Below are 12,531 nucleotides of genomic sequence, written 5' to 3' on the forward strand. Positions count from 1 at the left end.
TTTGTGAAATTTAGTTTAGCTGTAATTGTGCAAATACTTGGTTCAGACGTTGCGTATCTTTTATGCCAGGAGCCGATTCTACTCCGGAGTTAAAATCAAGCCCGATACAGCCTGTTTTAACCGCATCTAAACAGTTTTCACTGTTAAGACCACCTGCAAGTAATGCTTTTTCACGTAATGTATTAGGAATTTTTTGCCAATTAAATGTTGTTCCTGTGCCACCCGTTCCGTTATCAAGTACATATTTATTAACGAGTGCAACGGGGTGAATATCTGTGTGGTTTGCCATATTTATTGCTTGCCAGATTTCACAATTAGGTTGGATTTTCTGGTGAAGTTGCTCAATAAATTGCGCATCTTCTTGTCCATGTAATTGAATGGCAGATAAATTAAGTTTTTCGGCATAGTCACAAATAAGCTCAATAGGCTGATTTTGAAACACGCCCACAAACGCTAAGGGAGCTTGTGCTATTAACTCTTGTGCTTGTGACAACGTCACCTTGCGCGGAGATTTTTCTGCAAAAATCAACCCTGCATAATAAGCACCTGCTTGATAAACCGCTTTTACATCTTGTGTACGAGTTAACCCGCACACTTTATGCTTTCCCAAAACTAGTGCTCTCACTGCTTGGTCGATATTGTCTTGTGACATTAAAGCACTGCCTACCAGAAAACCATTAGCATATTGGCTTAGCTCTTGCACTTGCTGGTGGGTATGAATACCTGACTCACTGATCACGATTGCATCTTTGGGCAATCTTTGGCTTAACTGCTGGGTACGAGTTAAATCGATAGAGAGATCACGCAAATCACGATTGTTAATACCGATGACTTTGGCATTAAGATTGATGGCACGCTGACGCTCTTCTTCTGTGCTTACTTCGGTTAATACACCCATATTTAATTGATGAGCAACGGCTGATAGCGCACGATATTGCTCATCATCTAAGACAGAAAGCATTAATAAAATGGCATCTGCTTGATAAAAACGCGCTAAATAGATTTGGTATTCATCAATAATAAAGTCTTTACACAAAACGGGTTGATGAACCGCTTGGCTGACTTGACGTAAATAATCAAAGCTCCCTTGGAAATATTTTTCATCAGTTAATACTGAAATGGCAGCTGCATAAGGCTGATAAATTTTTGCGATCGTCGCAGGATCAAAATCAGCACGAATTAAACCTTTTGAGGGGGATGCTTTTTTACACTCTAAAATAAAAACAGTATTAGGCTGAGTTAATGCCTGATAAAACGATCGTGTTGATGGTGCTATTTGATGCACAAATTCTGATAGGGGCTGGCTTGCTTTACGTGCAATCAGATATTCAGCTTTATCTTTTACAATGGCGTTTAATACAGTCATGCTCTTATCCTCTTGCTGCTAATGCAGTTACACGATTTATTGCTTTACCGCTATAAATGGCGTGCATAGCAACTTCAGTATTCATTTTTAAATCTTCTTGCCCATGTAAACGCATTAATAAAGCGACATTAGCGGCGACAGATTCGGTATGTGCTCTTTTTCCTTCACCTTGTAGTAAGTCTGCCAATAATTGACGGTTTACTTCAGGCGTACCACCTTCTAGATCAGTAATGGCACAAGGGCGAAGACCAAAATCACTTGGTGTGAGTTCATAACGTGTAATTTCACCATTACGTAATTCAGCCACTTGAGTGGGCGCATGTAGTGAAACTTCGTCCATTCCGCCACTGTGGACAACGGCAGCACGCTCATAACCTAATACTTTTAATGTATCTGCAATAGGCATCAATAACTCTGGACTATATACACCAATTAACGCTAATGGCGGGCGAGCAGGGTTAATTAAAGGGCCTAATACATTAAATAATGTGCGTGTTTTCAGTTGTTGGCGAACAGGGGCGGCAAAACGAAAACCACTGTGATATTGAGGTGCAAATAAAAAGCATAAACCCACTTCATCCAGTAATTGGCGCGCATCATCAGCACTTCTGTCTAAAGGGATACCAAATGCCGCCAATAAGTCGGAAGATCCAGAGCGACTAGATACGCTACGATTACCGTGTTTCGCCACTTTGATACCGACTTCAGCTGCAACAAATGCGCTTGCTGTTGAAATATTAATGCTGTTGGCACCATCTCCCCCTGTGCCGACAATATCGCAAAAAGTGTAATCAGGGCGAGGAAAGGGTTGTGCATTTTCAAGTAATGCGCGCGCTGCGCCAGCAATTTCTTGAGGATGTTCACCGCGCATTTTCATGCTGATCAAAACGGCCGCTAATTGTGATTCCGTTAATTCACCGCGAATAATGGCGCTAAACAGTGTTTGGCTTTCTTCTAATGTTAACTGTTGTGCGCTAAATAATTTATTGAAGATAGTTTCCATTTTATGCGTCTCCTTTAGGAGTTAATGCCCATGCGATTGTTTGTTCTAAAAGTTGTGCGCCTTTTGTGGTTAAAATTGATTCTGGGTGAAACTGAAAACCACAAGTTTTATGTTGACGGTGACGCACCGCCATAACAGTGTTATCGCACCAAGCATTAATAATGAGTTGTTCTGGAACTTGTTCTCCTGAAAGCGAATGATAACGAGCAACGGGTAAAGGGTTAGGTAAATTCACAAACATTTCGCTGTTATCGTGCTCAGCTAATGTTGCTTTGCCGTGTAAAATCTCTCCACATGAAGAAACTTTGCCACCGTAAGCCTCAATAATGGCTTGATGACCTAAGCAAATACCAATCACAGGTAATGTGCCTAATACACGTTTTAACAGTTCAGGCATACAACCTGCTTGTGAAGGTGCTCCAGGTCCCGGAGATAACAGTAAAATCGGGTTATCGAGTTCGTGTAGTTTTTGTTCAATAAAATCGGCAGTGACGCTATTGCGATAAATCACAACGTTATTGCCAAGGCTACGTAATTGATCGACAAGGTTATAAGTAAATGAGTCGATGTTATCGAGCAGTAAGATAGTCGCCATTAGCAAGCCTCCTGCAATTGTGTATCTGTATGAGCTTGTAAAATAGCGTTGATTACTGCTTGGGATTTATTGCGTGTTTCTTCTGCTTCCATTTGAGGATCTGAATCAAGCACAATCCCTGCACCGACTTGAATAGTGGCAATATTATTTTCAACATAAGCAGAGCGAATAACTATGCAAGTATCAAAATCGCCAGTGCCAGTAAAATAACCGATAGCACCACCGTAACTGCCACGTTTTGTTTTTTCATAACGAGCAATTAATTGCATTGCACTGACTTTAGGCGCGCCCGATAGCGTCCCCATATTCATACAGGCTTGATAAGCATGGAAAATATCTAAGTCATCACGTAGTTTGCCTACGACTCTTGAAACTAAGTGCATTACAAAAGCGTAACGGTCAACTTTTGTTAATTCCGCGACATAACGGCTGCCTGCTTGGCAAATACGTGCCAAATCATTACGCGCTAAATCGACTAGCATTAAATGTTCAGAAAGCTCTTTCGTATCAGTGCGCATTTCAAGTTCAATTCGACTGTCTAAATCTGCATTAATCGAACCATCTGCATTACGTCCTCTTGGGCGAGTTCCTGCAATTGGGTAGATTTCAATTTGTCGATCGCTTGTTTGATATTTCAATGCGCTTTCTGGTGATGCACCAAATACTGTGAATAAGGCATCTTGCATATAGAACAAATAAGGGCTTGGATTTTTCTCTTTCAACACTTGATAAGCAGCAAGTGGCGAAGGGCAAGCAACTTGAAAGCGACGTGATGGAACAACTTGGAAAATATCACCACGACGAATATAGGTTTTCATTGCCTCAACGATATCGCCATAACCTTTATCATCCATATTGCCCTGTATTGTTGATTCTGTAGCTGTTAAAGCGCGGCGAATAGGGTGTTTTAATGGTTGTTTTGCCAGCGAGATTAATTCGGTTTGTCGCGAAGTGAGGCGCTGACACTCAGTTTTATCGTCAGTAAACGCAATGGAAATTAACTGACTATCTTTATTCTGATGGTCGATCACGATTAATTGTTCTGCCAAGTAAAAACAGTAGTCAGGGCATGAAAAAACCGTGTCTAACTCAGGGATAGGTTCAAATCCACTGACTAAATCGTAAGCAAATAAACCGCCAACAAAAATAGCATTAGCATCTTTAGTGTCTTTATTAGCAAGAAAGAAGCGTAAAGCATCAAATACGCTGGCTGATTTTAATTTGCTTTCTTCATCAATATCCTGTGCAGGTGCTGAAAAAGTAAAAACACACTGTTTATCGCTCTCTTGTGTTAAGAACGCTTTTTCTTTTAGTGCGATTTTTAATGTAGGTAATAAAGCTTGTCCATTAACGCTTAATGCATCAATAGTGACTTGATTTTTCACTGCACTGATACGCAATGCGCTATCAACAATTAACAAACTTTTTAAGTTTGCTTTCGTGTCAACTTGTGCCGATTCTAACAATAATGTGTGATGTCTGTTTTCACATAATGTATTGAAAAGTAAAGCAGGTTCGCTGTGGTAAGGCAGTGGCGTTGCCTTGGTATTAAATGAGAATGCAAGTGATGTATTCATTATTATCGCTCTATATTATTTTTTACTAACCGTTTTTAATGCATAAAAAAACCCGCGTAGGCGGGTTTTAGATATCACTGACGTAAAGCCGGAGATCAAACCGCCCATAAAAGAGTATTGCGCCACCAAAGAGCGATAAGATGTTGATTGATATTCATAAGATCTCCTTACAGCTAACGACAGATAATAAGTTAATAGACTAGCTCGTGTTATGTACTAGTAAACTGGATTGCGTTAGGTTCGTCAAGTACTTTATGGCATACTCTTTAAAAATTATTATCTTGCTAAGATGAAAAGGGAGAAGCGATGACAGAAGTGCTATCTGATTTAAGAGTGATTTATGATTTGCACAGCCACACTACCGCGTCAGATGGCGAGCTTTCACCAGAAGAATTGGTTGATAGAGCGATAGAGCGTCAAATTAATGTCTTAGCTATTACCGATCACGATACAACGGCGGCGATTACTCCTGCTAATGATTATATTGCAGAAAAAAATCTGCCTCTTACCCTGATATCAGGTGTCGAAATATCGACTTTGTGGGAGAATATAGAAATCCATATTGTTGGATTGAATATTGATATCAACCATAACGCAATGAAGGCACTTCTTTCGTCACAAAGCCAATGTCGCGAAACACGTGCGATAATGATTGGTGAGAGATTAGAAAAAGCAGGTATTGCAAATGCATTTGAAGGGGCAAAAGCCTTAGCGCATGGTGGACAAGTTACAAGAGGTCATTTTGCCCGTTTTCTTGTGAATGAAGGGCATGTTGCCTCGGTTAATAAAGTGTTTAAACGTTATTTAGCGAAAGGTAAAACGGGTTATGTACCACCACAGTGGTGCTCAATAGGTGACGCTGTCACGGCAATTCATGAAGCTGGTGGTGTTGCAGTATTAGCGCATCCGGGACGATATGGTCTATCCTCTAAATGGTTAAAACGATTAACGCTTTATTTTAAACAACTCGGTGGTGATGCAATCGAAGTGGCACAATGCCAACAACCACCACAAGAACGGGAACAACACGCAGCATTAGCGCAACTTTATGGGTTAAAAGCTTCGTTAGGTTCTGATTTTCATCGCCCTTGCTCGTGGATAGAATTGGGGCGTAATTTATGGTTACCCAGTGGCGTCGAACCCGTTTGGTCGCTATGGCAAGAGTAACATTAGAAATTCGTTGAGGGATGTATGAGCCAACTTTTTTATATTCACCCTGATAATCCGCAGGCTCGTTTAATTGAACAAAGTGCTGATATTTTACGCAAAGGCGGTGTGGTGATTTATCCAACAGATTCTGGCTATGCTATTGGCTGTTGTTTAGAAAATAAAGATGCAATGACGCGAATTTGTCGTATTCGCCAATTAGATAAAAACCACAATTTCACACTGATGTGCCGTGATTTGTCTGAAATCGCTAATTATGCTTATGTTGATAATGTGGTGTTTCGCTTAATAAAAAATAATACCCCAGGTAATTACACCTTTATCTTAAAAGCAACTAAAGATGTACCAAAGCGCTTGATGAATGATAAACGTAAAACTATAGGTTTGCGTGTTCCTTCTAACCCAATTGCACTGGCATTGTTAGAAAATATTGGTGAACCATTAATGTCAACAAGCCTGATTTTACCGGGTAATGATTTTGCAGAATCTGATCCGGAAGAAATCGAAGATTTATTAAGCAAACAAGTTGATTTGGTGATCCACGGTGGCTATCTAGGACAAAAACCGACAACGGTCATTGATTTAACGGAAGATACCCCAGTTATCGTGCGTGAAGGTACGGGTGATATTACGCCATTTCAGTAAGTGATTTGGTTGATTAAACTAAATTGGGAGTCAATGACTCGATAGTGAAGAAATTTATCACGAGATAAAGAGATAAAAGGTGAAGGGATCTATCGCTTGTGTTAAATTTATACATTGCGATAAAAATCACGGTGTCTGTTTTTGAAATCGGTTATACCAACGCGCATTTTAAGCGCTAAGCACAGTAACTTGATAAGCAGACAAATGGTTAAGCTGTCATTATAGTTTTGCCAACATCGTTTTATCGGCACTATTTATCACAATGTTGATGTGAAAAATCATCAACATTGTTCACTATTGAATCAATAAGCCTGTGTTTATTTCTTATTTTAATAAACATGGGTTATTTTTATTTAATTGATTTTTAAAAAATAATTCTATTTTTATGACGCCTGTGAAGGCGACACATGAGGTTGTTTCATGAGCGATAAATCGCAACGCACTGAAAAATTACAAAAAATCCTTGCTCGTTCTGGTCACGGTTCTCGCCGTGAAATTGAAGGTTATCTTCAAGAAGGACGTATCAGCATTGATGGTACAAAAGCGAAATTAGGTGATCGTATTGATGTCACCACTACAGCAAAAATCCGCTTAGATGGCCGTATTCTAAATATTCGTGAAGCACAAAAAGATGTTTGTCGTGTGCTTGCTTATTACAAGCCTGAAGGTGAACTGTGTACTCGCAGTGATCCGCAAGGTCGCCCGACTGTTTTCCAACGTCTTCCTCGCCTTAACAATGCTCGCTGGATTGCGGTAGGTCGTCTGGATGTGAATACCAGTGGATTATTGTTATTTACAACAGATGGTGAATTAGCTAACCGTTTAATGCACCCTAGCCGTGAAGTTGAGCGTGAATACGCAGTACGTGTTTTTGGTGAAATTGATGATGCCAAAATTCGTCAATTAACGCGTGGTGTACAATTAGAAGATGGTCCTGCCTCATTCCGCTCTGTTTCTTACCGTGGTGGTGAAGGAATTAACCAATGGTATAACGTTTCTCTTACCGAAGGACGTAACCGTGAAGTTCGTCGTATGTGGGAAGCGGTTGGTGTACAAGTTAGCCGCCTTATTCGCGTTCGTTACGGTGATATTGACTTACCAAAAGGCTTACCGCGTGGTGGTTGGGTTGAACTTGGATTAGATCAAATCAACTATTTACGTCAATTAGTTGAATTAAACGACGAAACAGTAACCAAAGTTGCAGTAGAAAAAGATCAGCGTCGCATCAAAGCGAATCAGATCCGTCGTGCCGTTAAGCGTCATACTAAAGTCTCAGCACGTACTTCAACATCACCTGCTAAAAGAGCGTCAAGTCGTCGCCAGTCAGCAGGAAATAAAAAGTAATTAGCGAATAATTATTTATTATTTTAAATTAAAATATCATTTCTCATAAAGAAGCACCCATTGAAATTGGGTGCTTCTTTTTTTTGATAGCTTTCTTTTTTCCATAAATAAAACTATGATGCACGGATTAATGAGATGAGAAGTCATTTTTATTAAAATAATATTTTATTTGTATATTTTACGATAAGGTATACGCGATATATGCATCGTTCTTTTTATTTAACAACAATGTTATGTGCGACTACTCTTACTACGGGTTGTGAGCCAACGACTAATTCAAATTCACAGTCTGGTGTGTTTTATATTAGTAACAATAAAACAACACCGTTAGTCTTTCAAATTGATAATAATTCTTTTTGGCTTAATACCGGTGAAGTGAAAGAAATAAAATTAGAGAATGGGAAGCATGTATTAGTTGATGCTGATGGGAAGAAGAAAACCTTTATGATTTATCCCGGTAATCATGGCGGGATAATTAATCCATCTAGGGAAATCTACTATAGTTTTACTTCTATTTTTTCTCCTAAAGAAGACAGTGAGCATTTGTACTTAACAATGCGTTCCGTTTGGATTGATGGCCAGCTTGTACATGGTGCTATTAATAGCTCTGATGCTATGTTTATTGATAATAATGTTTTCCGCTGTGAAATCCCATTAAATGAACCTATCCCAACTTATTTACCTGATTGGAGTAATAAGGGCGTGGTAAATGTATTAACTAAGTGTTTTTCCCAATCTGAATTTCAAGATTTTATATCAAGAAAGCCATATGGTATTCATGTTTATTCAGGACGTAATTTATTAGAAGCACATAAAGAAAATGATAAATACAATTGGATAAATGATGAAAATACGCGAACAGATGATTTTATTCCAACATTGAGTCATATTGAGTTTAATAATGGCGAAATGCTGAAAGAAGCTAAAAGTATTTATAAAGTAACCAATTCCTATTTAGCTTCACGTGATCCGAATGAAAAGCAAAATTACTATAATGAATATCATTTTCATATAATGGCAATGGCTATGGTTTATAGTCAGCAAATACAAAATGATATATTCGATGATAAAGAAGCTTACTTTAAACTGATAAATGAAACAGGGCGTATATTTGGTGCTGGTATATTAAGTGAGCCCGCTTTAATATAAATAATTATTCATTTTTATATAATTGAAAAGGTGATAAGGGATTATTACCAATCTATGCCTTTTTGTGCTTTTATTCCGCTATCAAAAGCATGTTTAATAGGACGCATTTCTGTCACAGTATCTGCTAACTCGATTAATTTTCTATGGCAGCCTCTTCCAGTGATAATGACATTTTGATGAGAAGGGCGAGAGCTAATAGCTGAAATAACCTCATCTAATGGCAAATAGTTAAAGCTAATCATATAGGTAATCTCATCGAGAATAACGAGGTCATATTCTGGATTATTAAGCAGTTTGAGTGCATATTGCCAAGTATTTAAACAAGCGGCTGTATCTGCACTTTTATCTTGCGTTTCCCAAGTGAATCCCGTTTCCATCACATAGAAAGGTACGCCAAATTGTTCCAGTAGGTTACGTTCACCGTTTTCCCAAGTTCCTTTAATAAATTGCACAACACCGACCTTTTTTTGATGACCCACCGCACGGGTCGCTGTACCCATAGCTGCGGTTGTTTTTCCTTTACCATTACCAGTAAAAATCATCACAATACCTTGTTCTCGTTGAGCTTGCTCAATTCGGGTATCTACTTTTTCTTTTAAACGTTGTTGACGTTTTTGGTGTTGTGCATCATTCATTGGACTACCTCAAACTTAGATTATGTTATTCAGCAGGACCTGCTTTGCGACCAGGTTGTGCATCTAAAGATTGTCCTTTCACATCAATGCTGTCATCACTCATCAAATAGAGATATAACGGCATCAAATCTTTAGGTGTTTTTAGTTTTTGTGAATTTTCATCAGGGAATGCACTCGCTCTCATTGCTGTACGAGTACCACCAGGATTGATGCAGTTAATACGTAAAGTACTTTCGTTATATTCTTCATTCAGTACCTGCATAAAGCCTTCTGTTGCGAATTTAGATACAGAGTAAGCTCCCCAACCATAACGACCTTGGCGACCCACACTGGATGTCGTGAGGATAAGACTCGCATGAGGCGCTTTAAGCATCAATGGCAACAGAGCTTTTGTGAGCATAAATGTCGCATTAACGTTGACTTGCATAACGTCATGCCAAAGGTTGCTTGGTTGATTAATGATAGGCTCAACAACACCTAATAAGCCGGCATTTTGTAGTACGCCATCAAGATGAGGGAAGCGTTTAACGAGAGTATCCGCAAATTGCTGAAAATCGTTCTCTGTCGCTGTAAGTAGATCAAGTGGATATAACATAGGTTGTTGACCACCTGAAGTGATGATATCTTCTTGAACATCCTCAAGTTTTGATAGAGTACGGCCTAATAAGATAAGTGTTGCGCCGTATTGCGCATAAGTTAGTGCGGCTTCTTTTCCTATGCCATCACCGGCACCCGTTACTAGAATAATTTTATCTTTTAGCACGCTATGATCGGGTTGATATTGCAACATATTGATATCCTGTCTAGTAAAAAGTAAATAAAGTGTAACGTCTTATTTGTCTAGCGACCAGTTTAGTCTGACTTTTTGTTTACAATTTATGGCTGTTTTCTTTATGGTATTAAACATAATCATGCCTTTGTTGCTGGCGCTAAAGCAGAATTTCGTTAAACTAGGCGTATTGGTTTGAGTCAGTGTTATTAACCTTAAAAAGAGGTCTTTGTGGAGTATATTTTGCAATATGGGCTGTTTTTAGCAGAAATTGTCACTGTTGTTGTGGCGATTATCGCTATCGTGTTGTTTTTCGTCGTGATTGGAAATAAAAAGCAAAATCGTAAAGGAACATTAAAAGTTACTGATCTTGCTGAAGCCTATGAAGAAAAACAGCGCGTTATGCAACAAGCGAAAATGGACGATGCTGAATTAAAAGTCTGGTATAAAGCGTTTAAGAAACAGCAGAAAAAAGAGAATAAACAGAGTAAAAACAATGCAAAAGAAGGTAAAAAAGGCGTTGTGAAACCTTGTTTATATGTGCTTGATTTTAACGGTAGTATGGATGCCCATGAAGTGGGTGCATTACGTGAAGAAATCAGTGCCATTCTTTCTGTTGCACAATCGGGTGATGAAGTATTACTGCGTTTAGAAAGTCCGGGTGGCATGGTTCATGGTTATGGATTAGCTGCAGCTCAGTTAACACGTTTAAAAGAAAAGGGCATTAAACTGACTGCAGTTGTCGATAAAGTGGCTGCCAGCGGAGGATATATGATGGCATGTGTAGCAGATAAAATTGTTGCTGCACCATTTGCGATTATTGGCTCGATTGGTGTTGTAGCTCAAATCCCTAATATTCACCGTTTACTCAAGAAAAATGATATTGATGTTGAGTTACATACTGCTGGCGAATATAAACGCACATTGACCTTATTAGGCGAAAATACCGAAGAAGGACGTGAGAAATTTAAGCAAGATTTAAATGAAACACATTTGTTATTTAAATCATTTGTGCATAAATATCGCCCTCAACTTGATATTGATAGTGTTGCAACTGGTGAGTATTGGTACGGCTCAGAAGCACTAAACAGAGGCTTAATTGATGAAGTTGGTGTGAGTGATGATTGGTTAATCAATCATATTAATGACTTTGAAGTCCTCTCAGTCCAATATGTTACCAAGAAGAAAATGGTTGAACGTGTTACAGGCGGTGCAATGGAAAGCATTGATAAACTAATGATGCGTTGGGTACAGAGAAGTAAAAAACCGCTGCTATAAGCCAATAAGTACGCCATAAATGATATCAGCAATAGGATTATTGCTGATATCATCTTTCCTTACCTATCACTATTCCCAACTCTTCCCAATAAATATTCTAATCTTTTATTTTAAAAGCTTTTATTTTGATAAAACAAAAAAAAGCCAGTGAAAAATTCACTGGCAATCAAAGAAATAATTGATATTGCTTATAACAACAACAGGGTAAATATTTCCTCTTTCTAGGAGGCTTCAATATAGCCGTAAATAGAAAATAAAAATAATTGATATTACTGATTGTATTGATAGGTAAGTGTAATTGTGAGTTGAGATGTGATAGAAAATACGCATTACGTTTAGGTTGAATTTTTATTCTTTATTTTTGTTTAATTATGCCAGTTATTGGCATCTGAGTGAATGCAATAACTGGCAAGTAAAGTCTCTTTTTTGTTATCGATTAAAGAGTAAATGAATTTACTTTAGTGATTAAACAAAAATAATCACGAAGATGATTTATTCTAAATGGTATTTGTCAGATAACACATGAGCTAAATGCTTAAACATATTGAATGCCGCTGTGCTTTTTGCAGTAGGTAAACCTTGTTCATCTAAAAAAAATTCGCCTTTAAATACGAGGACATTACCTTTCTGTTCAACCGAATCAGCACGCATACCGTGTATATAATCTTCATGTTCACATATGATTTTATTCGCTTTTTCAAGTAGCATCTCTGTTGTAATCGGCGTAGTTTGTGTTGACATAATATGTGCTCCTTAGAAAAATAATTTGTTGCGCCTCACTTTTTATCAGGTAGAGTGTGGCATTTTTAAAAGCTTAGCTACTCTATATGTAGCAAACAATGATTTGCCTGTACCCGATCAAAGCGATGAGGTGATTAAAATACCTCAAAAAAAGTCACGAGTTTTGAGCTCGAACAAAAGCTTTGAATAAAAACAGGTTGATATATTGCAAAACTAACGCAATATAAAAAAGAGATTTTAAACATTTTTTTAGTTGAGGGTA

12 protein-coding genes are annotated in these 12,531 nt (G+C 38.3%); 5 read left to right on the forward strand and 7 right to left on the reverse strand.

Going from position 1 to position 12,531, the window contains the following annotated elements; translation table 11 throughout:
• Positions 1 to 10: 10 nt before the first annotated feature.
• The 4 genes from trpCF to D7029_RS08505 are packed head-to-tail and all read right to left on the reverse strand — an operon-like array spanning position 11 to position 4,541.
• Entirely contained in the window at positions 11 to 1,366 is a 1,356-nt protein-coding gene (trpCF, locus tag D7029_RS08490) for a bifunctional indole-3-glycerol-phosphate synthase TrpC/phosphoribosylanthranilate isomerase TrpF (protein WP_194952401.1), read from the reverse strand.
• Positions 1,367 to 1,370: 4 nt separating this feature from the next.
• Positions 1,371 to 2,369 carry an anthranilate phosphoribosyltransferase gene (trpD, locus tag D7029_RS08495; protein ID WP_088495706.1) on the reverse strand — a complete coding sequence of 333 codons (999 nt, stop codon included), beginning with the start codon at positions 2,367 to 2,369 and terminating at the stop codon, positions 1,371 to 1,373.
• A 1-nt stretch (position 2,370) separates the two neighbouring features.
• Complete coding sequence (locus D7029_RS08500) at positions 2,371 to 2,964, reverse strand: glutamine amidotransferase-related protein (RefSeq protein ID WP_194952402.1); 594 nt, start codon at positions 2,962 to 2,964, stop codon at positions 2,371 to 2,373.
• Positions 2,964 to 4,541, reverse strand: coding sequence for an anthranilate synthase component 1 (locus D7029_RS08505; protein WP_194952403.1), 1,578 nt, complete (start codon positions 4,539 to 4,541; stop codon positions 2,964 to 2,966). Before D7029_RS08505 ends, D7029_RS08500 begins: the two co-directional genes overlap by 1 nt.
• 306 nt (positions 4,542 to 4,847) lie before the next feature.
• Here D7029_RS08505 and rnm point away from each other — a divergent pair, with 306 nt between their 5' ends.
• The 4 genes from rnm to D7029_RS08525 all read left to right on the forward strand — a co-directional run bounded on the left by rnm (position 4,848) and on the right by D7029_RS08525 (position 8,846).
• Positions 4,848 to 5,708 carry an RNase RNM gene (gene rnm / locus D7029_RS08510; protein WP_194952404.1) on the forward strand — a complete coding sequence of 287 codons (861 nt, stop codon included), beginning with the start codon at positions 4,848 to 4,850 and terminating at the stop codon, positions 5,706 to 5,708.
• Between the two features lie 24 nt (positions 5,709 to 5,732).
• The gene (locus D7029_RS08515) at positions 5,733 to 6,353 is read left to right on the forward strand and encodes an L-threonylcarbamoyladenylate synthase (RefSeq protein WP_023582284.1); all 621 of its coding nucleotides are present in this window, start codon (positions 5,733 to 5,735) and stop codon (positions 6,351 to 6,353) included.
• Between the two features lie 420 nt (positions 6,354 to 6,773).
• Positions 6,774 to 7,697 (forward strand): 23S rRNA pseudouridine(2605) synthase RluB, encoded by a 924-nt coding sequence (gene rluB, locus D7029_RS08520; RefSeq protein ID WP_194952405.1) that lies wholly within the window; start codon positions 6,774 to 6,776, stop codon positions 7,695 to 7,697.
• Between the two features lie 201 nt (positions 7,698 to 7,898).
• Positions 7,899 to 8,846, forward strand: coding sequence for a hypothetical protein (locus tag D7029_RS08525; protein ID WP_194952406.1), 948 nt, complete (start codon positions 7,899 to 7,901; stop codon positions 8,844 to 8,846).
• 44 nt (positions 8,847 to 8,890) lie between these two features.
• Here D7029_RS08525 and cobO read toward each other — a convergent pair whose 3' ends face one another.
• Both cobO and D7029_RS08535 read right to left on the reverse strand, forming a co-directional pair.
• Positions 8,891 to 9,481: a cob(I)yrinic acid a,c-diamide adenosyltransferase gene (gene cobO / locus D7029_RS08530; protein ID WP_098943002.1), complete on the reverse strand. Its 591-nt coding sequence runs from the start codon at positions 9,479 to 9,481 to the stop codon at positions 8,891 to 8,893.
• Positions 9,482 to 9,506: 25 nt separating this feature from the next.
• The gene (locus tag D7029_RS08535) at positions 9,507 to 10,268 is read right to left on the reverse strand and encodes a YciK family oxidoreductase (protein WP_194952603.1); all 762 of its coding nucleotides are present in this window, start codon (positions 10,266 to 10,268) and stop codon (positions 9,507 to 9,509) included.
• Positions 10,269 to 10,481: 213 nt separating this feature from the next.
• Between D7029_RS08535 and sohB the strand changes: the two genes are divergently transcribed.
• On the forward strand, positions 10,482 to 11,528 hold the full coding sequence (gene sohB / locus D7029_RS08540; RefSeq protein ID WP_088495698.1) for a protease SohB: 1,047 nt from the start codon (positions 10,482 to 10,484) through the stop codon (positions 11,526 to 11,528).
• 492 nt (positions 11,529 to 12,020) lie between these two features.
• Here sohB and D7029_RS08545 read toward each other — a convergent pair whose 3' ends face one another.
• Positions 12,021 to 12,269, reverse strand: coding sequence for a YciN family protein (locus D7029_RS08545; protein ID WP_088495697.1), 249 nt, complete (start codon positions 12,267 to 12,269; stop codon positions 12,021 to 12,023).
• Positions 12,270 to 12,531 lie beyond the last annotated feature (262 nt).

Source organism: Proteus vulgaris (assembly GCF_016647575.1).
Taxonomy (GTDB): Bacteria; Pseudomonadota; Gammaproteobacteria; order Enterobacterales; family Enterobacteriaceae; genus Proteus; species Proteus mirabilis_B.